Source organism: Pararobbsia silviterrae, assembly GCF_003628125.1.
Lineage (GTDB): Bacteria > Pseudomonadota > Gammaproteobacteria > Burkholderiales > Burkholderiaceae > Pararobbsia > Pararobbsia silviterrae.
Map to the genome: position 1 here is coordinate 33749 of NZ_RBZU01000008.1, position 25868 is coordinate 59616.

23 protein-coding genes are annotated in these 25868 nt (G+C 64.0%); 11 read left to right on the forward strand and 12 right to left on the reverse strand.

All coding sequences use genetic code 11. The annotated features are described in order from the left end of the window. Positions 1–344 precede the first annotated feature (344 nt). Both D7S86_RS17530 and D7S86_RS17535 read left to right on the forward strand, forming a co-directional pair. The gene (locus tag D7S86_RS17530) at positions 345–1298 is read left to right on the forward strand and encodes a PRC-barrel domain-containing protein (protein ID WP_240648247.1); all 954 of its coding nucleotides are present in this window, start codon (positions 345–347) and stop codon (positions 1296–1298) included. 3 nt (positions 1299–1301) lie between these two features. Next, positions 1302–2540 (forward strand): MFS transporter, encoded by a 1239-nt coding sequence (locus tag D7S86_RS17535; RefSeq protein WP_121088169.1) that lies wholly within the window; start codon positions 1302–1304, stop codon positions 2538–2540. Between the two features lie 64 nt (positions 2541–2604). Here D7S86_RS17535 and trhA read toward each other — a convergent pair whose 3' ends face one another. Beyond that, positions 2605–3267, reverse strand: coding sequence for a PAQR family membrane homeostasis protein TrhA (gene trhA, locus D7S86_RS17540; protein WP_121088170.1), 663 nt, complete (start codon positions 3265–3267; stop codon positions 2605–2607). Between the two features lie 312 nt (positions 3268–3579). On the opposite strand from trhA, the gene D7S86_RS17545 reads away from it, so the two are divergent. The 4 genes from D7S86_RS17545 (at position 3580) to yfiB (ending at position 7180) form a co-directional block, all read left to right on the forward strand. Beyond that, positions 3580–4179 carry a transglycosylase SLT domain-containing protein gene (locus tag D7S86_RS17545; protein WP_121088171.1) on the forward strand — a complete coding sequence of 200 codons (600 nt, stop codon included), beginning with the start codon at positions 3580–3582 and terminating at the stop codon, positions 4177–4179. Positions 4180–4684: 505 nt separating this feature from the next. Further along, a complete protein-coding gene (gene yfiR / locus D7S86_RS17555) occupies positions 4685–5230 on the forward strand; it encodes a regulatory sequestration protein YfiR (RefSeq protein WP_158602010.1) in 546 nt (181 codons plus the stop codon). After that, the gene (dgcN, locus tag D7S86_RS17560; RefSeq protein ID WP_121088174.1) at positions 5227–6516 is read left to right on the forward strand and encodes a diguanylate cyclase DgcN/YfiN; all 1290 of its coding nucleotides are present in this window, start codon (positions 5227–5229) and stop codon (positions 6514–6516) included. The genes yfiR and dgcN overlap by 4 nt, the downstream gene beginning before the upstream one ends. Before the next feature lie 130 nt (positions 6517–6646). Continuing rightward, on the forward strand, positions 6647–7180 hold the full coding sequence (yfiB, locus tag D7S86_RS17565) for an outer membrane lipoprotein YfiB (RefSeq protein WP_121088175.1): 534 nt from the start codon (positions 6647–6649) through the stop codon (positions 7178–7180). Between the two features lie 31 nt (positions 7181–7211). Here the strand turns inward: yfiB and D7S86_RS17570 are convergent, their stop codons facing one another. Further along, the gene (locus tag D7S86_RS17570) at positions 7212–7499 is read right to left on the reverse strand and encodes a hypothetical protein (protein WP_121088176.1); all 288 of its coding nucleotides are present in this window, start codon (positions 7497–7499) and stop codon (positions 7212–7214) included. Positions 7500–7796: 297 nt separating this feature from the next. Here D7S86_RS17570 and D7S86_RS17575 point away from each other — a divergent pair, with 297 nt between their 5' ends. Beyond that, complete coding sequence (locus D7S86_RS17575; protein ID WP_121088367.1) at positions 7797–8201, forward strand: helix-turn-helix domain-containing protein; 405 nt, start codon at positions 7797–7799, stop codon at positions 8199–8201. A gap of 46 nt (positions 8202–8247) precedes the next feature. Here the strand turns inward: D7S86_RS17575 and D7S86_RS17580 are convergent, their stop codons facing one another. After that, positions 8248–8538, reverse strand: a complete 291-nt coding sequence (locus D7S86_RS17580; RefSeq protein ID WP_121088177.1) for a hypothetical protein — start codon at positions 8536–8538, stop codon at positions 8248–8250. Positions 8539–8564: 26 nt separating this feature from the next. After that, positions 8565–9185 (reverse strand): TIR domain-containing protein, encoded by a 621-nt coding sequence (locus tag D7S86_RS17585; protein WP_158602011.1) that lies wholly within the window; start codon positions 9183–9185, stop codon positions 8565–8567. A gap of 1108 nt (positions 9186–10293) precedes the next feature. Here D7S86_RS17585 and D7S86_RS17590 point away from each other — a divergent pair. Then, positions 10294–11676, forward strand: a complete 1383-nt coding sequence (locus tag D7S86_RS17590) for a tetratricopeptide repeat protein (RefSeq protein ID WP_158602012.1) — start codon at positions 10294–10296, stop codon at positions 11674–11676. Between the two features lie 38 nt (positions 11677–11714). Here the strand turns inward: D7S86_RS17590 and D7S86_RS17595 are convergent, their stop codons facing one another. After that, the gene (locus tag D7S86_RS17595; RefSeq protein ID WP_121088368.1) at positions 11715–12524 is read right to left on the reverse strand and encodes an alpha/beta fold hydrolase; all 810 of its coding nucleotides are present in this window, start codon (positions 12522–12524) and stop codon (positions 11715–11717) included. 754 nt (positions 12525–13278) lie between these two features. Between D7S86_RS17595 and D7S86_RS17605 the strand changes: the two genes are divergently transcribed. Next, positions 13279–15138 (forward strand): beta-propeller fold lactonase family protein, encoded by a 1860-nt coding sequence (locus D7S86_RS17605; RefSeq protein ID WP_158602013.1) that lies wholly within the window; start codon positions 13279–13281, stop codon positions 15136–15138. 17 nt (positions 15139–15155) lie between these two features. On the opposite strand, the gene D7S86_RS17610 is transcribed toward D7S86_RS17605, so the two are convergent. The 7 genes from D7S86_RS17610 to D7S86_RS17640 form a co-directional block, all read right to left on the reverse strand. Next, positions 15156–15917 (reverse strand): GntR family transcriptional regulator, encoded by a 762-nt coding sequence (locus tag D7S86_RS17610; RefSeq protein ID WP_121088182.1) that lies wholly within the window; start codon positions 15915–15917, stop codon positions 15156–15158. A gap of 113 nt (positions 15918–16030) precedes the next feature. Next, positions 16031–17635: an ABC transporter ATP-binding protein gene (locus D7S86_RS17615; protein WP_166444138.1), complete on the reverse strand. Its 1605-nt coding sequence runs from the start codon at positions 17633–17635 to the stop codon at positions 16031–16033. 121 nt (positions 17636–17756) lie between these two features. Then, positions 17757–18683, reverse strand: a complete 927-nt coding sequence (locus D7S86_RS17620) for an ABC transporter permease (protein WP_121088184.1) — start codon at positions 18681–18683, stop codon at positions 17757–17759. Further along, the gene (locus D7S86_RS17625) at positions 18676–19791 is read right to left on the reverse strand and encodes an ABC transporter permease (protein ID WP_121088185.1); all 1116 of its coding nucleotides are present in this window, start codon (positions 19789–19791) and stop codon (positions 18676–18678) included. Before D7S86_RS17625 ends, D7S86_RS17620 begins: the two co-directional genes overlap by 8 nt. Positions 19792–19861: 70 nt before the next feature. Next, positions 19862–20959, reverse strand: a complete 1098-nt coding sequence (locus D7S86_RS17630) for a BMP family ABC transporter substrate-binding protein (protein ID WP_121088186.1) — start codon at positions 20957–20959, stop codon at positions 19862–19864. A 640-nt stretch (positions 20960–21599) separates the two neighbouring features. After that, entirely contained in the window at positions 21600–22334 is a 735-nt protein-coding gene (locus tag D7S86_RS17635) for a FadR/GntR family transcriptional regulator (protein WP_121088187.1), read from the reverse strand. 221 nt (positions 22335–22555) lie between these two features. Further along, complete coding sequence (locus D7S86_RS17640; protein WP_121088188.1) at positions 22556–23542, reverse strand: helix-turn-helix domain-containing protein; 987 nt, start codon at positions 23540–23542, stop codon at positions 22556–22558. Positions 23543–23771: 229 nt separating this feature from the next. Between D7S86_RS17640 and D7S86_RS17645 the strand changes: the two genes are divergently transcribed. Together D7S86_RS17645 and D7S86_RS17650 are read left to right on the forward strand one after the other, a co-directional pair. After that, positions 23772–24602 (forward strand): iron-containing redox enzyme family protein, encoded by an 831-nt coding sequence (locus D7S86_RS17645; protein WP_147432378.1) that lies wholly within the window; start codon positions 23772–23774, stop codon positions 24600–24602. Positions 24603–24734: 132 nt separating this feature from the next. Further along, a partial coding sequence (locus D7S86_RS17650) for a bifunctional transcriptional activator/DNA repair enzyme AdaA (RefSeq protein ID WP_147432385.1) occupies positions 24735–25868 on the forward strand: 1134 nt, incomplete at its 3' end.

Below are 25868 nucleotides of genomic sequence, written 5' to 3' on the forward strand. Positions count from 1 at the left end.
CGATAAGGGTCGTCGTTCGGCATGCGGCGGATCGTCAATGGTCCGATCTCGCCTTGCGCCGGCCGGCCCCAAACTAGCGCCGTCACTACGGAATCGAATACCATGCGGGGTTCGAAGCGAACGAACAGGCCGCAGTGGCACGCGGCCTGCTGGCGGTTCCGCGCCATCGGCGCGCTACGAGGATGGGAGGCGTGCGCGGCACGCTCGCCGTTCGGCCGGCCCGGCCCCCGCATCTGGATGCCGGCGCGCCGGCATCCAGAGCATGCCCTCGACATTGGGAGTGTGTTTCGATGACTGGTGGTTTAGCGCGTCTGGTCGCGCGATGGTGTGTCCCGGCGTGCCTGATGGTGTTTGTCCTCGCCGGGTGCGGCCTGTTCGAGCATCCGTCCGCACCGATCGTCGAAGTGCCGCCATGTCCGGCATCGGACGCCTGCGTCGAGACCGTCCCCGAACCCGCATCCGAGCCCGTCGCGGTCGTCGAGCCGCCCCCCGAGTCCGAAGAGCCGCCGGAATCGCCGCAGCACCCCCGCAAGCCGCGACGCGTCGCGCCCAAGCCGCAACCGGCACCGGCGCCTCCGCCGCCCGTCGTCGCGCCCGCGCCACCGCCTCCGCCGCCGCTCGTGACCGTCAAACGTCTCGCTCCCGAACAGTCGCACGGCGTGCTCGACACCGAAGTCCAGCGTCCTGACGGCAAGGTGATCGGCCGCGTCATCGATATGGTCGTCAACGCGAAGGGGCAACCCGATCAGATCGTCGTCAATTTGAACGGTTTCCTCGGGGTCGGCGACCGCAAGATGAATTTCCCGCTCGCCGCGTTCCGGTTCAACGGAACCGTCGCGCGCAAAGTGCCGATCACGCTGACGCTGCCGTCGGGCGCGCCCCCCTCGGCGGCCGAGGCGAAGCCGAAGGCGCAAGCCGAGGCTCCCGGACCGCTTGCGCTCACGATGTCCGACTCGAAGGCGCTCCGAAAGGACGGCGACCGCGTCGGCCGTGTCGTCGATGTCCTTATCGACGGCGCCGCGCAGCCGCAGGCCGTCATCCTCGACGTCAGCAATTCGATCGGTCATGACGTCAGGAACATTGCCGTCTCGTGGTCTGCCCTGATGTTTGTCGATAAGGATCACGAACTGTCGCTGCGGCTCGATATGAGCGACGCGCAGATCAAGGCTTCGCCCTCGTATCAGGCCGACAAACCGGTCGACGCCGTCACGCCCGTGGCCCAGCCCGCAAGCGCGGCCGCGCCGCCGGCAGGCGCCTCCGCGGTCGATACGGCTTCCTCAACACGCTCGCCTAAATAAAACATGGCTAATGCACGTAGTCTGCGAGCGCTCGACTGGCTGAATTTCTTCATTGCCGACGTACAAACGGGCTTTGGACCTTTCATCGCGTCGTACCTCGCCTCCAAGAAATGGACGCAAGGCGAAATCGGACTGATGCTCAGCGTCGGCACCGTGACCGCCATGGCGAGTCAGATCCCCGCGGGGATCCTCATCGATGCGCTTCCCGGCAAGCGCGGCGCGGCCGGTGTCGCGATTCTCGCGCTGATCTTCTGCGCATTGCTGCTCGGCATCAGCCCGACGTGGCTGCCTGTGCTGACCGCCGAAATCTTCCACGGGTTCGCGAGTTGCATGATCACGCCGGCCATCGCGGCAATTTCATTCGCCCTCGTCGGCCGCATGAATCTCGGCGACCGGCTCGGACGCAATGCGCGCTTCGCATCGATCGGCAGCGCGATCGCCGCGACGCTCATGGGATTGTTCGGACAGTATGTGTCGATCCGCTCGATCTTCTGGCTTACGGCCGCGCTCGCCGTGCCGGCGCTCATCGCGCTGACCATGATCGAACCCGCGCGCGCGCCGATCCCCGCAGCCAAGGACCCCGCCGATGCAAAGCGTCATACCGCGCGGGACACATTGCGCGAACTTCTGCGTGACAAGCGGCTGCTGGTCTTTGCGCTCTGCGTGATCCTGTTTCACCTGTCGAACGCGGCGATGCTGAATCTCGCGGCCGGCGACGTGACTGCCCATATGGGCGACAACGTGCAGCTCGTGATCGCTGCGTGCATCATCGTGCCGCAGATGGTCGTCGCCGCGCTGTCGCCGTGGGTCGGTCGCTCCGCGCAGAAATGGGGACGCCGGCCGATCCTGCTGCTCGGCTTTTCCGCGCTGCCGTTGCGGGCCCTGTTGTTCGCGGGGGTCAGCACGCCGTATCTGCTCGTGCCGGTCCAACTCCTCGACGGCTTGAGCGCGGCGGTGTTCGGCGTGATGCTCCCGCTGATCGCCGTCGACGTCGGCGGCGAGCGCGGGCATTACAACCTCTGTATCGGCGTATTCGGACTGGCGGCCGGCATCGGCGCCACGCTGAGCACCTCGCTCGCGGGCTTCGCGGCCGATCGGTTCGGCGACCGGATGGCGTTCATGGGGCTCGCCGCGGCGGGTGCGCTGGCCGTGCTGCTTGTCTGGGCCGCGATGCCCGAGACGCGCGACGGTAACGGCAACGGCATCAAAACACCCGAGACCGACCCCGCCATTGAGAACTGACGCGCCGCGGGCGCTTCAGTCGCATCGAGCATCGAGCATCGAGCATCGATCAAGCGAACATCGATCACGCCAGCGGCGTGATCGATGCATACCCCGCGACCGCGGCGAAGTGACAGACCGAGCCCGCGATGACGAATAGATGCCAGACGAGGTGGGCGAACTTGAATCGGCTGTCGAGCAGATAGAACACGACGCCGACCGTGTAGGCCACGCCGCCGGCCACGAGCCACGCAATGCCGGCCGCCGGCACATGCGCGAGCAAAGGTCGGATCGCGAACAACACAAGCCAGCCCATGAGCAGGTAGAGCGCCGTCGTGATGTACGGATGCGAGAGGACGTCGAAGCCCCGCATGACGACGCCGATCAGCGCAAGCGCCCAGACCGCGACGAGCAATGCCCATCCCCAGTCGCCGTGCAGCACGCCGAGCGTGAACGGCGTGTAGGTGCCCGCGATAAACAGATAGATCGCGCAGTAGTCGAGCTTCATGAAAATCTGCTTCGCGCGCCCGTCCGCGAGTCCGTGATAGATCGCCGACGTCATGTAGAGCGCCGACATCGTGATCGCATAGATGACGAGGCCGACGAGATCGGCCGTCGTTCCGGCATGGCGGTCGTCGAAGACGACGCGCACGAGTCCGATGATCCCAATCAGGCAACCTGCGCCGTGACTGATGCTGTTGGCGAGTTCTTCGCCGCGGGTTTGGGGGCGGGGGAGTGCGCGAGCCATGGTGCGGTATGTCAAACGTGCGTCTGAATCGAATTCGTAAGGGCTCAATTGTCGCCAAGCCGCGTACGCTTGTCAGTACAGGGACGCACGCAAGCCGGCTCAATAACCTTGCTTAAGAGTCGGGTATGAGCGGTCAAATCGACCGACCCTGATCGTGAATACCACGCGGACGCCCGCTGTTCAAAGGGATTCCGGTTTGGGTGTGTGCAAACAAACGTCCCATTTAATGGGCGTTTGGGGCTCGGGACGCCCCCGGGTGTCGGCATTTATTGATGCCGCTATAATCGCGGCTCCATAGGACTACGCCGAGTCATGCGACGCATCCTTTGCCTGATGGCCCTCGCGCTTGGACTGAATCAGATTGCGCTCGCGGATCAACCCGAGCCGGTCGAATCGTCGTTGGCCGCGAAAACCGAGAAGGTATCGGCGCTGCTCGCCGAGCGGTTCGGCGTGGCGCGCGCGAAGGCCGACGAGATTGCCGATGCAGTGATGAAATCGGCGTCCAAGTATTCGCTCCCGCCCTCGCTGCTGCTTGCCGTGATCACCATCGAATCGCGTTTCCGGGAAAAGGCGCACGGCGCGAATGGCGCGACGGGACTCATGCAGATCGTTCCGTCGTCGCATCGGCAACTGGTCAAGGGCAAGGACCTCACTGAACCGACGACCAACATCGAGACGGGCTCCGAGATCCTGAGCGGCTACGTCGACTCGGCCGGCGGCGATGTCGAGGCGGGTTTGCGCAGCTATGGCGGCGGCAAGAAGTACTCGACGAAGGTCAGTAATCAGGCCAAGGTTTTCGAGGCGAATCTCGGTGAAACGCAGCAAGCGTCGAGCCCCGATGCCGTGGGCAGCCAGGGCGATACGTCGTCGCCGTTGACCGTCGGTTCGCCCGTCTCGATCGATATCCACTAACGTTTCATGCAGTCCCCGGCGCGATAGCGCCCGCAGCGTTCGCATCGCACGTACCATCGAGCCGCGCGACGATCGTTGCTGCCTCGTATCTGAAACTGCCATAACAACAGATGCCGATCGGATGCCGAGCGTGCATGACGTGCGAATGTCGTGCGCGTGTCGACTGCCTCGATGAGTGTGTTCGAGGCGTCGTTCGGCGCGTGCAAACGGATCTCCGCGGCCGACGCCGTATCGTCCGCATCCCGTTGCGCCCCGTCGTGTTTCGGTCATGCCCCGACACGTCATCCCGTCACGCAACGTCTCGACGTTGGACACCAAAACGTAAGGGACCGACTGTTATACTCGCGCCGAAGTCATATTGAGATGAATGGCACGACGATCGGATCGAAGACGCATCGGATGCGCGGATCGTCAGGCTTCATGCGTCGCCATAAATATGAAAACGTCGAAAGCGATCACGGACGGGGTCCCTGCCAGCGGTTTGAAAGCATCGTTTGAGCGGGTGGTGCGAGCAGCGCTCGCGATGACGCTCGTGTCGGCAACGTGCGCTTTCGCACAGACGCCGCCCAATTCTCCAAATCCTCCCGACGCCGCGACGCCGAACGACGCGAATGGCGCGGTGCGCCGCGCGGTATCGGGGATCGTCAGCTATACGCACTGGCCGAGCGGCTTGTCGAACGTCCGGTTGTGCGTCGTCGGGACGCCGCACGACTGGACGACCGCGGCGAGCGATACGACGCTGCCGTTTGCGCCTCCGACCTCGATCAAGGCACGCCTTGTCACGGACGACGCTTTGCCGACGCAGTGCGATGCGGTGTATGTCGGTGCGCTGTCCGACGCCGAGCGCGGCGATCTGTTCGCGCGCATCGCAGGCCACCCGATCCTGACGATCGATGAAAACGATCGCGCCTGCACGAAGGGCGCGATGTTCTGCATTCATGTCGACGACGTGCGCGTGTCGTTCGATATCAATCTCGACAGCATCTCGCGAGGCGGCGTCCGCGTGAGCCCGAGAGTGTTGGAACTCGCGCGCAAGCTGGGCACGCCATGAATCAGGACACGACATCGGCTTCCGTTCTGCGGCAGGGCGGCTCCGTCCCCGCTGAGCAAGGACGCGATACGTCCCTGCGCGGCGTGTTGCGGCGGACCTACGCGCGCTTCGCCGTGCTCGCGATTTCCACGGCGGCGATTCCGCTGATTCTCGTCGCATGGATGGCGTTGCGTGCGTATGCGGACGACAACTTGCATCTCGTGGCACGCTCGCTTGCGTATACGGCCGAGGCCGCGGTCGTGTTCGGCGACAACGCCGCCGCGCACGATGCGATCGCGCAGATCGCGCCGCTCGAAGATGTCGATCATGTCCGCGTGACCGATCTGCATCACCGCCCGCTCGCGCAATGGGACGATACGTCGCGTGGCTCGATTCCGTTTCTGACGCGCCTCGCGTCGCTTGCCCTGCCGCCGCCCGTCGTTTTGCCGATCACGCACGGCGGTGCCGTGGTCGGGTATCTCGAGGTACACGGCCGCGGACGGCAGTTTGCATTGTTCGTCTGGGGCGGCGTCGCGGGCGTGCTCGGATGCGTGCTCGTGACCATCTGCGTCGGCGGCCTGATCGCGAAACGCATGCATGGCGACATCGTCGCGCCGTTGCGTGAGCTTGCCGACGTCGCGTACGCGGTGCGTCGCGAGCGCTCGTTCGACCGACGCGTGGGGCCGACGCCGATCGTCGAATTGCGCGAGCTCGGAGACGACTTCAACGCGTTGCTCGACGAGTTGGAGATTTGGCAGCACTCGCTGCGCGAACAGAACGCGACGCTGAGTCATCAGGCCAATCATGACGCATTGACCGGCCTGCCCAATCGCGCGTACTTCGAGTTTCTTCTGCACGACGCGATCGAGAAAGCGCGTGCCGGAAACCGCAAGATCGCCGTGCTCTACATCGACAGCAATCGCTTCAAGGAGATCAACGACACGCTGGGTCACGACGCGGGCGACGCCGTGCTCGTCGCGACCGCGATGCGGCTTCGGGGGCCTTTGCGAAGGGGCGATGTCGTCGCGCGTTTGGGCGGCGACGAATTCGCCGTGATGCTCGACGATATGCAGGACGGCACGGCGGCGTTCGACGTCGCGAAGGCGCTGCTCGATGCGACGCGCGCGCCGATTCCGCTGCCCGACGGTTCATCGGTCGCGACGTCGATCAGCCTGGGCATCGCGTGGTTTCCGGATCACGGCGGCGATGTGGCAAGCCTGCTGCGTGCGGCCGATACGGCGATGTATCGCGCGAAGCGCGCGGGCGACGGCGCGTGGCGTGTCGTGGATATCGAAGACGCGGCATAGACGCGTCGGCAGGGCCTGTTGTGAAGGTGGGGAAGGTGGTGAGGGTGGGGGAGGATCGAGTCCCCGGTATGCGATAAGCATTGCGGGTCTCGATCGGGAGTGGGGCGGATACGTCCAAGCGGGGAAGACCATGTACACGCATTCAGTATTGCCGTCCGGACGCTGCGCGATCCGGCGCTTCTCAAGCCGTGCGCTGTTCGGCGCGGTGCTCGTTGCCTGCGCGCTCGCGGGGTGCCAGACAGCGCCGCCGCGCGTCGGGTTGTCGCAGAGCCAGCTCGCGGCGCTCGAACAAGCGGGTTTCCGTCAGACCGACGACGGATGGGCGCTCGGCCTCAACGATCGCGTGCTGTTCGATTCGGACAAGTTCGAACTGCGTAGCGACGCGAAGGCGACGATCGAGCGTGTCGGGCAGAGCCTGCTCAAGGTCGATCTCACGCATGTGCGTGTCTATGGCTACACGGACGCGACAGGCGGCGACGAGTACAACGACAAGCTATCGAAACGTCGTGCCGACGCGGTCGGCGATACGCTCGCCGAAGTCGGCATGCCTCGCGAAGGCATCACGACGTTCGGCGAAGGCAAGCGCAATCCCGTTGCGGACAACGGCACGCCCGAGGGGCGCGCGCAAAACCGCCGCGTGGCGATCGTGATCCCGACACCCTGAGACCGATCGCGCACGCGGACCGCGCGCACGATCAGCCTTTTGACTTGATGTGCGCGATGGTCCTGTTGCGCTCGGCTTTTGCCTGTGCCACGGCTTTCTTGTAGTCGGCGTCGGCCGCGCTCTCGATGCGGTCGAACTCATGCTGGGCGACCGCGACTTCCTTCCGGTATGCCTGATTCGCGGCCTGGATCGCGTTGCGTTGCGTGACGAACGGGTCTGCATTCGCGCTTGCGTCGGCTGCATACGCGAGCGGGATCGAGCCCGGAAGCGCGAGATACGTCGCGCCGAGTGCGAGTGCCGTAAAGACTGCGTGTCTCATTTGACGATCCTCCTCGACCGTGTGAATCGATATCGATGCTCATGCGCCTGGATTGTCGCGGGTCGATCGATATTGCAGAAATCGTTTTCTTCGAATCGATGCCGTTTCTCAAAGCGCGCTAACGAACCCTTGCATCTGCGAAAGAAAGCCGTTGATATTCCGGACCCCGCATGAAATTTTATGGGTGTACGCCAAGCCGCGCGTGCGCGGCGATCGCGATGTGCCGCGTCGGTCGACGCGATCGACGCAAATGGATCGCGTGGCATCGGACGCGTTGCGCGACTCAAGGAGACGCACATGGCCCACGCGGCAGACGAATTGCCCACCGTGGTTCGACGCATGGAAGCGGGCCGCATGCTGCTTGCGGGCGCGACGGTCAGGGATGTCGCCGCCGCGCTGCACATCTCGCCAGGCACCGTGCGCCGGTATCAAGTCATCGTCCAGGCCGGCGGTCTCGACGCGCTGAAACTGCTTGGCGTCGGCGGTCGCGTATCGGCGCTCGATCGCGATGCGCTCGACTGGATCGCGGCGGCGCTGACCGGATCGGCGCGCGTTCATGGGTTCGATACCGATGCGTGGACGAATGCGCGTCTGCGCGCCGTGATCGAAGCCCAATTCGGTGTGCGTTACTCCCGCGTGTACATATGGCAGATCGCGACCAATCTCGGGCTCGGGCACTGCCTGACCAAATCGAAGCGGTGAGCGCCACGCGCGTCTGATGCGCACCGCCGTGGCGCGCATCGCAGGGTCAGCCTCCGCCGCCTCGCGCGGCCTTGATCGCTTTCTTGCGCTCGTCCTCGGCTTGTGCGACCTTCTGGTCGAGTACGTCGCTTGCCGCGTCGACCTTCTGGTTGTAAACGTCACGGGCGGCGGCGACCTTTTGTTTGTACGCGTCGTTCGCGGCGGCAATGGCATCGCGCCGCTGGACAAACGGGTCGTTGCTCGGCGCCGCGGCCGTATCCGATGCGGCCTGGGACCACGCGACATTCGATAGCGCGCTGCATGCGAGCAGCACGGCGGATGCGATCTGAACTTTCATCTCTGGACTCCGTTTGAGTATTCCGGTCACGCGACCGCGAAGCGCGCAGGGGACGAGGCCGCCGCGGCGACGAGCGCGGGCGGGGCGTCCTGTGCGGCGCTCTGGGTCGCCGAGAGCGCCTCATCGATCCAGGCGAGCAGGTTGCGTTCGCCCCAATCTTCGGTCCAGCGGTAGATCGGGAAAATCGACGAGAGCAGCCACGGCCCGTTACCGTCCATCGGATACGGCACCGCGTAGCGCGGTACCGACGACGACGCGCGCGCCGCTTGCCACTTGAGCGTGACGGGATTGAATTCCTTGAGCCATAGCGTTTGCGCTTCGGCCTCGGCGGAGAGCAGGTCGAGGGGGTTGCGTCCGCGCATGGCGCGCAGCTTGCGTTCGTCGCGCAGGCAACTGACGTCGACGACAACGATTGGCGTACCCCGAATAAAAGCGCGCATGACTTCGAATTGAATCCAGCGCTGCGAGGCGGTGTGCGGGCCGTTGAGCAGCACGAGCACCTTGTCGTCGCTGTGCCGCAAGCCTAATGCGCCCTGGGTCTGCGTGCCGTCACCGCCGCCGGTTTTCATGCGCCACACGCGCTCGACCTCCTGCGCCCGATGCGTGTCGTGTTGCGGATCGAATATCAACTGGATTGCTGTGTGCATTGTGCGCTCCATAGTCATTCCGCGGTTCGGTTCGCGCGATGTCGTGGCGCATATCGGCTTCCGAATCGACGGCCCAAGTTCATTTCGCTTATCGAATGAATTCACTCTGTCCAAGCGAGTCGTCACGCGCTTATTTAGTCTAATCACACAACGACCGGTTGATACAAGTGTTTGTCAGTGCGCTAACGAATGGGATGCATGTTATCTAACGAGATGCTTGACAACAAATCAACAGAACAATTGCCATAAAAAAACGGTGTTCGAGTGCGCGCTAACGACTTGTGAATTAAAAAAGGGCGGCATTGAGTTTCATGGCATCGAACACGATTCGTCAGTCAAAAAATTTCTCCGAAATCGATTGAGGGTGGTCAGATGCTGCGCAAAAACCGGCCGCGCGTTCAGCAATATAGGCGATCTGCAAAGCGTTTGCTAACTTCCTTGTATTTTGTAAATGTTTCAAATTTGATCTGTCTCGAATTTGTTGATGTGTCATATTGAAGCGAATTTATCGGGGCGACATCGTCGATTTTTCAATATTTGGATCGTTGCGATTGTGGTTTTAGGCGTTCCGAAATAGGACGGATCAATGGTGATTTACGAACTTCGGATATGACTCAACGCCGATTTCAGAACTCCGGGGATATTGCATACCATCGTATTAGTTATCGATCGAATCTGGATCGCACGTTCGATAATAGAGACGAACGTTTAACCACGCAGTCCGGTGCCAGCCGGGCGCACGGGGTGGCCGGGCGCATCGCGACGCTCGAAGGGCTGACAGGGTCGACAGCGCCGAGCGGGACGTCGGGACGTACGATCGATTCGGTGATCGCGGTTTCGGTTGCCGGCCGCATCGATCTCCTTACCGCGCGTCACCGTTGAAAGGCGCGGAAATCTCGAAAGGCCGTGTTTGCGGGGCGTGACCTGTCGAGATTCTTTCAATTAACTCAACGTAACCTTTATGTGCGTTGAGTGCGGCTTCGCGCGTCGCGCGCGCTGTTATGGTGGCCACATCTTGATCCGGGGCCCGGTCGTGCAATGCGATGTCGGGGCGCCGGGCGTGGTCCGGTTTGCGTCGTCGCGCCGGAGGCAATCGGAATCTTGCTGGATGGATATGGAAGCATTGTTGAGCGCCGCGCGGACTCACCATCGCGAAGGGCGACTGGATGCCGCGGAAATGCTGTATCGCGAGGTCATCGAAGCGTGTCCGACGCATTCGGCGACCTGCGTCAACCTCGCACGCTTGCTGATGCGGCGCGGCGGATTCGAGGACGCGATTCGCTGGCTCAAATGGGCTGCCGAATACGCGCCCGGCGATGTCGAGACCTATCGATTTCTCGGACTCGCCTATGCGAGTTCGAAGCAACATGCGCGCGCGCTCGACGCCTTTTGCAAAATCCTCGAGCACGCGCCCGACGATATCGCGACGCTTCAGATCGTCGCGAATCTTCAACAGGAACTGGGACTGACCGACGAGGCGCACGACACGTTCAGGCGCTTACACCGATTGCAGCCCGTGTTTCCGATTGCGGCGAGCCGCAATCCGCCGGACTTCCGCGTGCTGATGCTGTTCGCGCCCGGCGCGGGCAACACGCCGTTCGAGTTTTTGATCTCCGGCGCGTCGTTCGAAACGATGATTCTCAGCGTCGTGTCCGGTACGGAACATGACTTCGAGCGCCTCGGCGGGATGACCGACGTCGTCGTCAACCTCGTGTCCGATGTCGATCTCGGCGAGACGGCGTTGCCGAACGCGGCGCATATCGCCGAGCGTATCGGACGTCCGGTCGTCAATCATCCGGATCGGATCGTGCCGACGGATCGCGAGAGCATTGCGCGGCGTCTTGACGGCATCGCCGGATGCATCGTCCCGCGGGTTCGACGCGTGTCGACCGATGGACTCAGGGCGGCGCGCACGGCGTCGAGTGTCGCCGACGTCCGATTTCCCTGTCTCGTGCGGCCGACCGGCAAGCACGGCGGAAAAGACTTCTACAAGGTGCTCGATGCCCAGCACCTCGAAGGCGTGCTCCGGCATACGGATGCGCCGAACTACTACGTGACGCAGTTCGTCGACTATCGCTCGCCGGACGGCTATTTCCGCAAGTACCGCTTCCTGTTCGTCGATGGCGAGGTGCTGCCGTATCACCTCGCGATCGGCAATGCCTGGAAGGTCCATCACGCGACGACCGACATGGCCGATCATGCGTGGATGCGCGACGAGGAACGCGCGTTTCTCGCCGATCCGCGGCACGTTTTCGACGATGCTCAACTCGGCGCGCTTCGCGAGATTCAAGCGCGTATCGGTCTCGATTATTTTGGCGTCGATTGCGGGATCGATCGCGAGGGACGCGTCGTCGTCTTCGAAGTCAACGCGAGCATGCTCGTGCATGGGCAAAATGCCGAGTTTCCGTATAAGCATGAAGCGGTCGAGCGCATCCGGCTCGCGTTTCACGCGATGCTCGAACGCAAGGCCGTGCGCACTCGCGCCGCTTGAGTCCTGTCAGTTTGAGTCGCGCGGCTGCTCGAGCCGCATCACGGAATCGACGCGCCGGACAGAAAATCCAGGACATGACGATTGAAGAGCGCGGGTCGCTGCAGCGGGGCGAAATGACTGACGCCGGGTAGGACCGCGAGCCGCGCGCGTGGCAACGTCCGCGCGAGATACGCTGCGTGCGCGTGCTTGATGAATTCGTCATGTTCGCTGTGCACGACGAGCACGGGTACGTCGATGTTCGCAAGAGCGTCGGCGCTGTACTCGGGCTGTGTGCGTTCCATCAAGGATACGGCTTCGACGAATGCCTCGAATTCGTCCGGCGTCGCGGACAGCGCCGCATAGTCGCGCTTGTGACGCGCGAAGCAGCGTTCGAGTAGCGCGTTCGGCCACGTGATGTCCAGCGTCCCGCTCGAATCCATATTGCAGCCGAAATAGAGCACGCGTGTCACGCGTGCGGGGTGTCGATCGGCGAGGATCAAGCCCGTGCATGCGCCGTCGCTCCATCCGATGATCGGCGCGGCTGCGATGCCCAGCGCATTCATGACGGCGAGCACGTCGTCGCCCATGTGTTCATAACGATAGGGGCGCGCGTCGCGCGTACTGCGTCCATGTCCGCGGCTGTCGATGACGATCGGCCGGTACCCTGCATCGCGCAGCGCGGGCACTTGCTTGCCCCAGTTGCCGCCGTGTCCGAGGCCGCCGTGAAGCAGGATGACCGATGCGCCCGACCCCGTCGCGGCGTAGGCGATCCGCGCGCCGTCGGTGTCGACGTGGCCGCGCTCGACGTCGTCGGGCAACGCGAGTCCGTGCGCTTCGAAATGGGTCAGGTCGTCGTCATCGATAAGCATGGGGGTCACCGGATCGATCGAGGCGAGGATGGAGCCGTTCGGCGTCTGCGCCATGTCATGCACGTCGCGCGTGCCGAGCGTGCTTCAAATCATAGTTCAAATGCTTGTGCATGAAGATTTCCATCGCCTTCGTATGCGCGGCGGCACCCTGATTCAAACGCGATGTGCGACGTGCATCAGGTCGCGCGTCATCGCGCCGAATGACGGCGTGTAAATCCGACGGAGTTGTCATGGGTTCCATTTCGGATAGATCTGAAATCGTCGGCCGAGTCTTTTTTTGCGTTGCCATTTCGAATCGATCTTCATAGTATCCGCCGTCGATACAGATCGACTTCGATCGTCCGTTCGATCGCCGTGCCGTTGCATGACGATCGATCCGCATCGCGATGTTTGCGCGTCGCGAAGTCCGCGCTCCATTCGATTCACTCCCACGAACGCACGCGTCGTCGAGCGGCGATCGACGGCGTTCGTTTTCGCAAACGAGGACAGTTCAATGAGCAAACGCTTCCGATGTTATTGGATGGTGTGGTGGATCGCCGGTGTCGTTTCCGCATGCGGCGGCGAGGGCGAATCTTCGCCTGCGAAATCCAATGACGCCGCCGTCTCTGCGCCGACGCATGATGTCGCAAGTCCGGGCCAAGACGCCGATTCGAGCGGAAGCGCGAGCCACGGCGCAGGTGCCGATTCGGGCCACGCGGGGGGCACGGGTTCCGGTGCCGGGCCGGGCATCGCTGTCGATGTGTCGGGTGGGGGCTTGAACGTCGCGACGGGCGGTCAGACCAACGGCGGTTCGAACGACCCCGCGCATGGCGAGTCGAACGGCGGCAGCGGCGCGCCGATTCCGAGCGGCAACACGAACCTCGCGCCGATCGACGGCGCGGGCCAGCACGTGGACGGCACCGCGGGCAGCGGGCTCGATGGAAGTGCGCATACGGCGCCGGATAACGGCTTAAGCGACGTTGCAGGCACTGGCGCGCGCCATCCCTCGAACACCGGCACGAACAACGGTTCAAGCCATGTTCCAGGCAATGCCTTGAGCGACACGCAGGAAACCGGACCCAACACCATTTCGGACCATGGCTCGAACCACGACGCAACGCACGCCGCAAGCGGTGATGTCAGCGGTGGTTCAAGCGCCGGCGGACACACGGACTCGAAACCAGGTTCGAACGCAGAGATCAGCATGCCGCCCGGGTTCGGATCGACCGGCAAGGACCCCGCGCACGTCACGGCGGATTCGGGCGGGACGCCGCGCGTCCGGGGTACCGTCGAGGGCCTTGCCGTTCGTACCACGCTCAAGCTTTTCAATCGACGCCGTCAGTTGCTGACGATCCGCTCGAACGGCGACTTCGAATTCGACCCATCCGAGTTCAAGGACAACGCGTACCACGTGTCCGTCGCCGTTCAGCCGCGCGGGCAGGTCTGTCATGTGGCAGGCGGAACGGGCGATCTGCGGAACACACCTCGGCCTTCTGTGACCGTCCAGTGCATGCGGAGCAAGGATGTCGCGATCACGGCACTCATCCATCCGGATGGATTCATGTCGTTCACGCTCGATGCCGAGACGGGCGCGATGAACGTGACCCCGAGCGGGCGCTTCGAGCTCGACCGTCCCGCGCGTCATCTGCGGATGACGCGAAACGGAGAAGGCGGCTACTACATCGGATCGTTTCTGCATGAACGGGCGACGAACCTGGGCCTGGGCGAGGGCGTGCGAACGTTTCGTGTCGATCGGTCGACGGGCGCGCTTCTGCGCGTGACGGGCGCCAACTGGCAGGTGAGGAGCCGGCCGTTCGACTATGTGCTGGATCCGACCGCCGATCGCTTCTTCGTCGTCGAACAATCGGGGCGGCACGGCGTGGTAAGCGGGGTCCCGACGTCGAGCAACTTCAGTCTCCTGGAGATGGCGATCCCGCAATTCGACGCATGGATCGGGCGCAATAGCGATCAATGCATGGCGGGCCCGTTCGCGCCGTTCGGGCATCAGCCGCGCGAGGGCCTCGAAGCCTTGCGCATCACGCCGGACGGACGCCATGCCTATCAATTGGTGTGCAACAACATCACGGGGTACAAGCTCCTGAGCTTCAGCATCGATCGCAATAGCGGGCGCTTCTCGCCGTTCGAGCAGACCTTCAACGTCACGGGACTCGACGCGTATCTCGCCGACATCGAAATCAATCCGCAAGGCACGCTGCTGTTCGCCACACATCGCTTCCAGAATTTCGTGCACGTGTTTCGCATTGACGATCACGGCATCCTGAGTCCGGTCGAAGGCAGCCCGTTCGAGATCAACGATCCGTTGAGCAAGATCACGATGAGCCACGACGGCGAGGTCGTCTATTTCGGCTCCGAACGCTCGTTCGAGATCGACGCCTATCGCATCGATCCCTCAAACGGGGCCTTGACGCCCGTTGCGGGGGCGCCGTTCTGGACGGGTGTCGTGCCCATGAAGACCGTCATCAACGCATCGCAGACCTTTGCTTACGTCGCGACGGAGCGCAATGTGATCCGCATCTTTGCGATCGATCCGATCACGCGGGCATTCGCGAACGCGGGCGAGATGCGTACCGAAGGCGCGATCACGGACATCGCGCTGTCCAATGTGCATGACTAGACCTTGATCGTCGCCTGCTAGGAAACGAACGGCAGCTTGCGGTCTCGCGCGGCCGCGAGCATCGACAGCGTGATCCGGCGGACTTCGAGTTTGCTCTGCGTGATATGCGCGCGCAGCAGGATGCCGGCTTCATGAAGCCGGCTGCGTTCGAGCAGATAGAGCATCTTCGCGTGCTCGTCGTAGGTCGCGCTCGTGCGATGCGGTTTGACGAAGTCGAGCCGACGCACGATGCGGATCCGCTCGGTCACTTCGTTATGAACGCGCAGCATCTCGTTGTTGCCCGTCGCGGCGACGAGTTGCCGATGGAAATTCTCGTCCATGCCGAACATCGTGACCGGATCGCTCTCGCGCAGGCCGGGCTCGACGCACCAGATCGTCTTGAGCGTGTCGATCGCGGCATGCGGCGCGTCGCCGGCCGCGATGCGGTCGAATGCCGCGAGTTCGAGCACGATGCGCAGATCGTAGAGCTGATCGAGTTGGTCGAAGTTGATCTGCGAGACCTTCCAGCCGCGCCGGAAACCGACTTCGAGATAGCCCTCGCGCTGCAGGCGAAACAGACCGTCGCGCATCGGCGTGCGCGACACGCCGTAGTGCTGCGCGATGCCGTTTTCCGAGAATCGATCGCCGGGTAGCAGCCGGAAGCTGAAGATGTCGTTCTTGAGCTGCTGATAGACCTGTTCGGCAAGCGGATTCGCCGGGTTCGACAACGTCGACGAGAGCGCTGCCGCGCCGAGTCGGGTGTCGCCTGTCTCGTCTTCGGCGAGATCGGTTGGGCTCATGGATCGGTCCCTGGTCTGATGTCGATGTCGTTGTAGATGTCGTTGTGGTGGTCGTCCTCGCGTACCGCATTCGAATGTGCGCGACGCGCTGTGACGCGTAGCGCGCGGCCGCGCTATGCAGGCGTGCCGACGGGCTCCGCATGATGTTCGCGTTCGGACGTGTCTTCGCCGTGTCCGGCCATATGTCGTCCGAGCACGGCGCGTTCGGCGCGCTCGGCCGCGGTCTCGAAGACGATGCGCCCTTCGGCGATCACGAGCACGCGATCGGCGAGCTCGAGGATTTCATCGAGGTCCTCGCTGACGAGCAACACGGCGGCGCCCGCGTCACGCGCGGCGACGAGCCGCGCGTGGATATCGGCGACCGAGGCGAAATCGAGTCCGAACACCGGGTTCGCGACGACGAGCACATCGACGGGCTGGCCGAGTTCGCGCGCGAGCACCGCACGCTGGACGTTGCCGCCCGAGAGCGTGCCGATCGCGCGCTCGGGAACGGGCGGCCTGACATTGAAGTCGCGAATCAACCCGACGGCGCGCGCCTTGATCGCGCGGCGATCGAGCCGCCATCCGCCCGCCCGCGCCGGCGCGAGATCGAAGTCGCGCAGCGCCATGTTCTCCGCGACGCTCATGCTCGCGACGCATGCATTGCGCAGCGGTTCTTCGGGGATCGCGAACAACTTGCGCGCGGTCATCTCGGCACGCGTGGCGTGGTAGGGCGCGCCCGCGACGCGCATCGCGCCGCCCGCGAGCTTGCGCTGTCCGACGATCGCCTCGACGAGCTCCTTCTGTCCGTTGCCGGAGACGCCCGCGAGTCCGACGATCTCGCCGGACCGCACCGTCAGCGACGCATGCTTGACCGCGGTGTGTCCGCGATCGTCCTCGATCGACACGTCTTCGAGCGCGAGTCGCACGGGGGCCGAGGGATCGAACGCGCGACGCGCGGCGCGCTCGGATGCGACTTCCGCGAGCACGGCGGTCGCCGGTTGCGCATCGGCGCTCGCGGTGCCCATCATCCAGCTCGCGAGTTCATGCCGATCGGTCTGTGCGACGGTCGTCGTTCCGACATGCCGGCCTTTACGGAGCACGGTCACGCCGTCGGCATATTCCATGACTTCGCGAAATTTGTGCGTGATCATGAGCACGGTCAGCTCGCCGCGCGATGTCAGGTCGCGCATGAGGCCGAGAACTTCGTCGGCTTCCTGCGGCGTCAGCACGGATGTCGGTTCGTCGAGAATCAGGAAGCGCTGCTGCAGATAGAGCTGCTTGAGAATTTCGAGTTTCTGCTTCTCGCCCGCCGCGAGCGTCGAGACGGGGACGTCGAGCGGCAGTCTGAACGGCATGCGCGTCATGAATTCCGTCAACGCCTTGCGTTCGGCCGCCCAGTCGATTCGCCAGGGCAACGTGCCGCGCGTGAGCAGCAGATTCTCTTCGACCGACAAGCCCGTCGCGAGCGTGAAGTGCTGATAGACCATGCCGATGCCGAGCGCTTGCGCGTCGCGAGGCGAATGGATGTGCACCTCGCGCTTGTCGGCCGTGATCTGACCTTCATCGAGCAGGCCATAGCCGACGAGGCCCTTGACGAGCGTGCTCTTGCCCGCGCCGTTCTCGCCGAGCAGGGCGTGGATCGTGCCAGGCGCGACCTTGAACGTCACGTTGTCGAGCGCGGTGAACGTGCCGAAGCGCTTGGTGGCGCCGAACACTTCGATGCCCAAAGCGCGCAATGCGCGCGGCGTGTCCGGGCCGCCGCGCGCCGAGGCGTCGACGGATGGGCCTGCGACCGGTGCCGCGGATGCGGGATTCGACGAGGATTCGGATGCGACAGTCGACATGATGAGGTTCCTCTCAGCGAGTCAGGCTCAATTCGCCGGGTGCGCCCGCGAGCGTGCGGTCGGGACGGCAGTTGACGATCATGAGCGCGAGGGTCAGCACATACGGCGCCGCGTTGTACAGGTAGTAGCCATGCGTGACGCCGATCGCCTGCAGCGCGGGACCCAACGCGCCCGCCGCGCCGAACAGCAGCGCCGCGTAGAGGCAGCGGATCGGTTGCCAGCGCGCGAAGATCACGAGCGCGACGGCCATGAGGCCCTGGCCGCTCGAGAGTCCCTCGTTCCAGCTGCCCGGATAGACGAGCGACAGATACGCACCGCCGACGCCCGCGAAAAAGCCGCCGACGGCCGTCGCCGCGATGCGGATCTTCGTGAGCGGATAGCCCATCGCGCGCGCAGTCTCGGCGTGATCGCCGACGAGCCGCAGCGTCATGCCCCAGCGCGTGCTGCGCAGTCCCCATTGCAGCGCGATCGCGAGCACGATGCCGATCACGAACAGCGGGTTGATATGCAGCGCGTTATGAAGCTGCGGCGAACTCGACCAGGCGCCGAGGTCGATCGACGTCAGCATCGGCGCTTGCGGTTCGATGAACGGCTTGCCGAGAAAGAATGCGATGCCCGTGCCGAGCAGCATCAATGCGATGCCGAACGCGATATCCGATACGCGCGGCAACGAGCACACGAGCCCATGCAGGCATCCGAACAGCAGGCCCGCGAAGCCGGCCGCGAGGACGCCGAGCCAGGGCGAGCCGAGCAGATAACTCGCTGCATACCCGGTCATCGCGCCCGATACGAGGATGCCTTCGAGGCCGAGGTTCACGCGGCCGCCTTTCTCGGTCAGACATTCGCCTAGGCTCACGAACAGATAGGGTGTGCTCACGCGGATCGCACCCGCGAACAACGAGAGCACGAGCACGACGAGCGGCGATTGCATATCAGGCATGAGTCTTCTCCAACTGGATCGGCATCGCCGTCGCGGCGATGGCCTGGAGCCGGATGCGCCATGCGGCGATGCGGCCGCCGAGCGCTTCCCAGGCGAGCAGGTTCGCGAACAGCAATCCCTGCAGCACGAGCGTCGTCGCATCGGGCAGGCCGAGCCGACGCTGGAGCAGGCTGCCGCTGGCTTCGATGCCGCCGATGATGACCGCGCAGACAATGATCGCGAGCGGATTCTGGCGCGCCGCGAACGCGACGAGAATCCCGCTGTAGCCGTAGCCGGCGAGCAGCGATGCGTTCGCGCTGCCTTGTACGGCGGCGACTTCGAACATGCCGGAGAGCCCGGCCGCGCCGCCGCCGAGCGCGCACGCGAGCAGCGCGAGCCGGCTCACGGGCAGACCGACGAGCCGCGCGGCGCGCGCATTGCCGCCGACGATGCGCATCGCGAACCCGCGCGTGCTGTGACGCACGAAGACCCATGCGGCGATGCAGGTCAGCACGCCCCAGAACAAGCCCCAATGCATTTCGAGGCCCGGCAGCGGACCGATCGTCAGCGCATCGGGAACCGGCAGCGTCGAGGGCTTGTTCAGACTCGCGGGATCGCGCAACGGACCTTCGACGAGATGCTTGAACAGCGCGATCGCGATATACGACATCAGCAAGCTGCTGATCGTCTCGTTGACGCCGCGGAACTGACGCAGCGCGCCGACCGCGCCGATCCAGACCGCGCCCGCGACGATGCCGGCAATAGCCATCAACGGCGTCGCGACGAGCCACGAGACGCCCGAAGGCAACAGTTGCGGCACGACGGCCGCCGCGAGGCCGCCGAGCGCGAGCGCACCCTCGCCGCCGATCACGATGAGGCCGACCTGCGCGGGCAGAGCGACGCAGAGCGCGGTCAGCATGAGCGGCGCCGCGCGCAACAGCGTGCTCTGCCAGGCGAACGACGAGCCGAACGCACCCTTGAAGATCAGACCGATCGCGTCGGTCGCCGACGCGCCCTGCAGCAGCGGAAAGATCGAGAACAGCAGCAATGTGCCCGCGAGCGCGAGAACGGTCGGCACCGCGGGCAGCACGCCGAGGATCAAGCGCGCGGTGGTGGGGCCAGGACGCATGGCGACTCCTTGACGAATGGACTTCGCGACGACGCGCCGCACGCATCGCGCGGCGCCCGATCAGGCACGATCAGATCTGCCCGACGACGCCGTCGACGAGATAGTTCATGCTTTCGAGCGTGAAATCGGTCTGCACATGGGTCGTGCCGCTCGCGATCGCGATGCCGCCCTTGTTGTCCTTGAGCGGGCCCTTGAAGATCACGAAGTCGCCCGCGATCATCTTCGCCTTGATCGCATCGGCGCTTGCCTTCGCGTCCGCGCTGACCTTCGCTCCGTACGGCGACATCTTGACGAAGCCTTCCTTGAGGCCCCCGCGCAGGACGTTCGGTTGCGGCTGGCCCGATTGCGCATCGGCGACCAGTTCCTTGTACGGCGTCGCCCAGTCCCATTCGGCGCCGGTCAGATACCCGTTGGGCGCAAGCACGGCCTGGCTCGCGTGATAACCGCAGCTCATCACGCCGCGTTTCTCGGCGGTTTCGATGACGACCTTCGGACCGTCGACATGGCAGGTCAGCACATCGCACCCTTGATCGACGAGGCTGTTCGTCGCTTCGGCTTCCTTGACCGGCATCGACCAGTCGCCCGTGAAAATCACGTGTGTCGTGATCGACGGGTCGACGGATTGCGCGCCGAGCGTGAACGAGTTGATATTGCGCAGGACCTGGGGAATCGGTTTGGCTGCGACGAAGCCGAGTTTCTTGGTCTTGCTCGCATGGCCCGCGACGACGCCGTTCAGATACTGGCATTCGTCGATATAGCCGAAATAGCTCGCGATATTCGACGGATTGCCCTGTTTCCACAGGCCGCCGCAATGCGCGAAGCGCACGTTCGGATACTTCGCGGCCATCTTGAGCACGTGCGGATCGAAATAGCCGAACGACGTCGCGAAGATCAGTGTCGCGCCGTCCTGCTCGATCATGGCTTCCATCGTTTTCTGAACTGCAATCGTCTCGGGCACATTTTCTTCCTCGACGACCTTGACGCCCGGCAGCTTCTTGATGACGTTCGCGGCGGCGGCCTGCGCCTGGTTGTAGCCGTAGTCGCTGCGCGCGCCGACGTAGATCACGCCGACCGTCAGCGGCGTTGCGGCGAATAACGACTCGAACGGCAGGGCCGTTCCGAGCGTCAACCATCCTGCTTGCTTGAGGAAATTGCGGCGATTCGTCATGGCGAGATCCGTATGGTCAGTGAGTGGGGAACGGGTGCGACGGGTCCGCGGACGACGGCTTGCGAATCGCGGGCACGACACGATCCACGGCGCGCGCGAGGCGTGCACCGATGCGTTCAATCTTGAATACAAGATGCGACGCTCAAAGCACAACGAATGCCAACCCGCGCGCCGATCGCGCCGACTAGGTCTGTCCGCGTTGTCCGGCGCGCCTTTGCGCGTGTTCGGGGCGTGTCGCACTGCGGAGACGGACGCGCAAGCGTCAGGCGGCGCGTGATGGATGGTTGTGCATCGATCCCCAGAACAGGGCGTCGATGAGCGGCGATGGACAGCGATGCGGGTGCGAACCGATCGGTCAGTCAGGGTCGGATCACGTCGCTTGCGATCGAGACGCCGGAATCGTGTCTGTGACGCATACGATTCGCGGAAGAATCATAAGCGTGCTTAATGAATCAGTGAGTGACGGTGCCGGAGTCTGGAGGAGGGAGACGGGAGATGCGTGTGCAGGGAGCTCGGCTTATGCGTCGGAATCGATTCCGGCGTCGCGCGGAAGGAAGAGGCAGGGTGTGCGGACGAGGCGCGAAATAAGGCGTAAAACAAACCGCAAAACGAGGCGTAAAGCGCGCCGGACGCGACCGCGTCAGCGGTTCGCGATCAGATATTCGACGTCGTCGGCCATATGCGAGAGCAGCGTGCGCATCGCGAGTTCGGCGGTATCCGCATTGCGTTCGAGGATCGCGTCGACGACCTTGCGGTGCGCGTCGATGACCTGATCGCGCATCAGGGGCAAGGCGCGCTGGGCTTTCGTGACGAGCGACAGCGCGGCGCGCACGATCGGCGCCATCTGATCGAAGAAGCGGTTGTTGCTCGCCTTGAGGATCGCCATGTGCAGTTGCTCGTCGAGCACCATGAACTGCGGATCGTCGATCGAGCACTGCGAGTAGATCGCATACGCTTCGCGAATCAGGTTGAGACCCTCTTCGGTCGCGCGTTCGGCCGCGAGCCGCGCGGCGCGGACCTCGATCTCGATCCGGAAGTCGACGAGATCGCGCATGAACGCGTCTTCGGGCGTGCGCAGGAAGCGCCACTCGACGACGTCGCGATTGAGCACCTGCCATTCGCGCATCGGGCGCGCGCGCGTGCCGGTTTTGGTCCTGACGTCGAGCATGCCGCGCGACACGAGCATCGAAAGCGCTTCGCGCATGACCGTTCGGCTGACATCGAAGTCGCGTGCGAGTTCGTCCTGCGTCGGTAGGGTCTCGCCCGAGTAGAGACCCGAGACAATGTTGCGTGCTAGCCGCTGAACGGTCTGTTCGACGAGCGAGGCGGGCCGTTCGACGCGGTGCGTTGAAGGCGCTTCGGAGTACGGAGTCATTGTTTAAACGATCACTAAATTCGAGCGATGCAATGCAGTCTCGCTTAAGGCGATGCCAACTGTGTTCCCCATGGCGTCCATTCAATCGTGCGCGCCAGCGGTCGTCAACGCTCCTGAGCCTTAGAAGGGTAAACGCCCGACTTGAACGATCCGGGATCGTGTTGTTCGAGAACCCGCCGGATTGTGCATGTCACGAGTATCGTGCGCAAGGTGTTTGCGCACTAGGTGCCGGCGCGCGACATTCTCCGCCATTGCCCCGGCGGCATTCCGTATCGATGTGTAAACACGCGACTGAAATGCGCCGCGTTGGCGAACCCGCACCGGTACGCGAGCGCCGCGATGCTCATCCGCGCCAGCCGCGCGTCTTCGAGCTGCATGCGTCCGAGTTCGAGGCGCTTGTCGAGCACGTAATGCGAGAAACGCAGTTGCCGCTCGGCGAATAAAGCGTAAACGGACCGAGTGGACAGGTTCAGCGCGCGCGCGCAACTCGCGGGCGACAGTTCGGTCTGCGAGAGCTGCGCGTCGATATGCGCAACGAGCGTTTGCCAGCGCCGCTCCGTCGCGAGCCGTCGTGGCGCGGCGGGAAGCGCCGGCGCGCGCGTCACGCAATACGTCGTCGCGAGCAACATCAGCAGCGATTGTTCGAGCGCCGCGACCGGCTCGAACGACGCTTCGAAGAAGCATGGCACGAGCTGTTCGACAAATGTGTGAACGACGCGCGCGAATCGCGAATCGTGCGCGCACACGCGCGGACCGATCGCGCCGATGATGCCCATCTGTCCGTCGAGCCGCTCGCGCGGCACGCGCAGCGCGACGAGGCGCGCGGCTTCGTCGAACCGCACGCTCGACGGCCGCGCCGTGCTCCGGAACGAAATGTCGCCGGGCCCGAAACGCAGGCGTACGCCGTCCTGTTCGATCTCGCCGATGCCGTCGAGCACGATATGAATCAACAGGCCTTCCTGCTTGTCGCGCGGCAGATGATCGTGCCGATGCACGATCTCCTGGGGCGCGACCGACAGAAACGCGATCGCGCCGCCGCCGAGCAGGCGCGAAACGCCGAGCTCGCCGATCGCTAGCGCGGTCGATGTCTGCACGTGACCCGGCAGCATCGAATCGGTCAACAAAGACTGCCAACTCGCGAGGTCGGTCGAGCGCTCGCGCAGATACTCGGGTAATCCGGGTACGACGTTCGTATCGGATTCAGCCATCGGATTCCCCCGAAATTCAGCCTCTCCCGATTTCAAACGGATGGCGAATGGGTTTCAGCGTCAGAAAACAATTGCCTGCACGCTCAGGCAAATCAGGGTGCAACGGAATAGATAAGCTGGAACTGAACACTTTCAAACGGCGGTTTAATGCCGATTTGCAAGCATTGTTCCATGGCCGCCGGATTTTTTTTGGCCCGGCATTACTGATTCGCTTTTCGAGGAGAAGATTTTGACTACCCTTGCCCTGAACCGGCCGTCAGATATCGAAATGCGCGCTGCCGCGTCCGCCGCGTCGGCGTCCACCGCGGCTCCCGCGGCCGGCCCGGCGCTCCCGGCCAACACGCTCGCCCTGTTGAAACTGCGTGAGGAATTGATTACGCGCCATCCGGTCAATGCATTGATGCGTGAGAGCCCGCGGGCGCTGCTTCAATTTTTCGAGCTCTATGGACATTTTGCTTACGGATTCGCCCCGTTTGTTTGCACGCTATTTACCGCGCTTAAAGGCCAGCGTGCGAAAGCGTTCATTTATGACAATCTGCTCGATGAAATGGGCTGCGTCGACGGACAGGCCACGGCATGGGACAACCAGCACGGCGAGCTGTATCGCCGGTTTCTGACCACGCTGCGCCGGACCGAGGTCTATCGCGCGCATCTGAGCGAGGCCGATACGGCTGCGCTCGACGCGGCGTCGCAACGTCTTTCGCAGCAGGCCTACGGCACGTACTACGCGCTGGTCGCCGAAGGACATGACGCGCAGAGCATCGGCGCGTTTTCGGGTGTCGAAGGCTGGGTTGCCGCGGAGTATCCGTTCTGGCGCGAATGCCTCGCGACGCTCGGCAGCGAGATGCGTTTCGTCGATACGCGCACGATCGAGATCCATTGCGAAGCCGACGTCGAACATGCACGCGTGCTCGACGAGCTGATCGGCGAATACGCGGCCGGCGACCGGGCGGCCGATGTGCATCGCGGCTTGCTGCGCGGTATCGAGATCTCGCAGACGCTGTTTGCGGGCATGCAGGAGGAAATGGCGGGCAGCGGCGCGCTCGCGTTCGCCGACTGACGTACTGACGCTGACGTACGCGGCGGGTTTCCGCGGGCTCACGGTCGCTGTGCGACGCGTGGGCCCGCGGTCGTCATACTGATGTCCGAAAATGGCCAGACAAGCCCGGGCGACTGGCCTAGAGTGGCGTCCATGGAACTCGATCGGACCACCCTCTATCAAGCCGTGCTCGCGCGGGACCGCCGTTTCGACGGCTGGTTTTACGTCGGCGTCACGTCGACAGGCATCTACTGCCGGCCCGTATGCGCGGTCCGCACGCCGCAAGAGCGCAATTGCCGGTTTTTCGACACGCAGGCCGCCGCCGAAAAGGCGGGGTTTCGGCCCTGTTTGCGTTGCCGCCCCGAACTGGCGCCAGGGCTCGGCGTACTCGATGTCTCGCAACGGCTCGCGCATGCGGCGGCGGCGTTGATCGACGAAGGTTTTCTCGCGGGCGCCGACATGGCCGCGCTCGCGCGTCGCGTCGGCGTGTCGGAGCGGCACCTGCGGCGCATTTTCCTGACGGAATTCGGCGTGTCTCCCGTCGAATATGCGCAGACGCAGCGCCTGCTGCTCGCGAAACGGCTGTTGACCGATACGCGGATGGATCTCGGCGATATCGCTTACGCGTCGGGCTTCGGTAGCGTGCGCCGCTTCAATGCGCTGTTTCTGAACCGTTATCGGCTCGCGCCGGGGCGTTTTCGCCAGGCGCTCGAATCGCCGACCGGCGAGGCGCCCGGAGGCGTCGTGCGATTCGAACTCGCGTATCGGCCGCCGTATGCGTGGGACGCCGTGCTCGGTTTTCTCGGTCACAGGCTGATCGAAGGCGTCGAGCAGATCGCCGAGCGCGCGTATGCGCGTGTCCTGACATTCGACGGGCCTACGGGCATTTGCACGGGACGCGTCGAAGTGCGCGACGTGCCCGCGCGCAGCGCGATCGCGATCACGATGCAGACGACGCTCGCGCCCGTCGTGCCGGCCGTGCTCGGCGCGATGCGCCGCGTGTTCGATCTCAATTGCCGTCCGGACATCGTCGATCCGGCGCTCGGCGAGCTGGCCGCCGATATGCCCGGCTTGCGCGTACCGGGCGCGGTCGACGGCTTCGAGATCGCCGTGCGCGCCGTGATCGGGCAGCAGATCTCCGTGCCGCATGCGCGCAAGATCCTCGCGAAATTCGCCGACGCGTTCGGGCGGCGGCTTGATGGCGACCTGACGTCGAATCCGGATTCGAACCCCGATTCGAACCCCGATTCGAACCCCGATTCGAACCCCGATTCGAACCCCGATTCG

What these genes read in the sequence shown, in the direction of transcription:
- D7S86_RS17530 (WP_240648247.1), top strand. Translation starts at nt 345, where the DNA reads ATGGTGTTTGTCCTCGCCGGGTGCGGCCTGTTCGAGCATCCGTCCGCA.
- D7S86_RS17575 (WP_121088367.1), top strand. Translation starts at nt 7,797, where the DNA reads ATGGCCCACGCGGCAGACGAATTGCCCACCGTGGTTCGACGCATGGAA.
- D7S86_RS17590 (WP_158602012.1), top strand. Translation starts at nt 10,294, where the DNA reads ATGGATATGGAAGCATTGTTGAGCGCCGCGCGGACTCACCATCGCGAA.
- D7S86_RS17635 (WP_121088187.1), bottom strand. Translation starts at nt 22,334, where the DNA reads ATGACTCCGTACTCCGAAGCGCCTTCAACGCACCGCGTCGAACGGCCC.
- D7S86_RS17625 (WP_121088185.1), bottom strand. Translation starts at nt 19,791, where the DNA reads ATGCGTCCTGGCCCCACCACCGCGCGCTTGATCCTCGGCGTGCTGCCC.
- D7S86_RS17620 (WP_121088184.1), bottom strand. Translation starts at nt 18,683, where the DNA reads ATGCCTGATATGCAATCGCCGCTCGTCGTGCTCGTGCTCTCGTTGTTC.
- D7S86_RS17595 (WP_121088368.1), bottom strand. Translation starts at nt 12,524, where the DNA reads ATGCTTATCGATGACGACGACCTGACCCATTTCGAAGCGCACGGACTC.
- D7S86_RS17580 (WP_121088177.1), bottom strand. Translation starts at nt 8,538, where the DNA reads ATGAAAGTTCAGATCGCATCCGCCGTGCTGCTCGCATGCAGCGCGCTA.
- D7S86_RS17610 (WP_121088182.1), bottom strand. Translation starts at nt 15,917, where the DNA reads ATGAGCCCAACCGATCTCGCCGAAGACGAGACAGGCGACACCCGACTC.
- D7S86_RS17640 (WP_121088188.1), bottom strand. Translation starts at nt 23,542, where the DNA reads ATGGCTGAATCCGATACGAACGTCGTACCCGGATTACCCGAGTATCTG.
- D7S86_RS17535 (WP_121088169.1), top strand. Translation starts at nt 1,302, where the DNA reads ATGGCTAATGCACGTAGTCTGCGAGCGCTCGACTGGCTGAATTTCTTC.
- trhA (WP_121088170.1), bottom strand. Translation starts at nt 3,267, where the DNA reads ATGGCTCGCGCACTCCCCCGCCCCCAAACCCGCGGCGAAGAACTCGCC.
- dgcN (WP_121088174.1), top strand. Translation starts at nt 5,227, where the DNA reads ATGAATCAGGACACGACATCGGCTTCCGTTCTGCGGCAGGGCGGCTCC.
- D7S86_RS17545 (WP_121088171.1), top strand. Translation starts at nt 3,580, where the DNA reads ATGCGACGCATCCTTTGCCTGATGGCCCTCGCGCTTGGACTGAATCAG.
- D7S86_RS17585 (WP_158602011.1), bottom strand. Translation starts at nt 9,185, where the DNA reads ATGCACACAGCAATCCAGTTGATATTCGATCCGCAACACGACACGCAT.
- yfiB (WP_121088175.1), top strand. Translation starts at nt 6,647, where the DNA reads ATGTACACGCATTCAGTATTGCCGTCCGGACGCTGCGCGATCCGGCGC.
- D7S86_RS17570 (WP_121088176.1), bottom strand. Translation starts at nt 7,499, where the DNA reads ATGAGACACGCAGTCTTTACGGCACTCGCACTCGGCGCGACGTATCTC.
- D7S86_RS17630 (WP_121088186.1), bottom strand. Translation starts at nt 20,959, where the DNA reads ATGACGAATCGCCGCAATTTCCTCAAGCAAGCAGGATGGTTGACGCTC.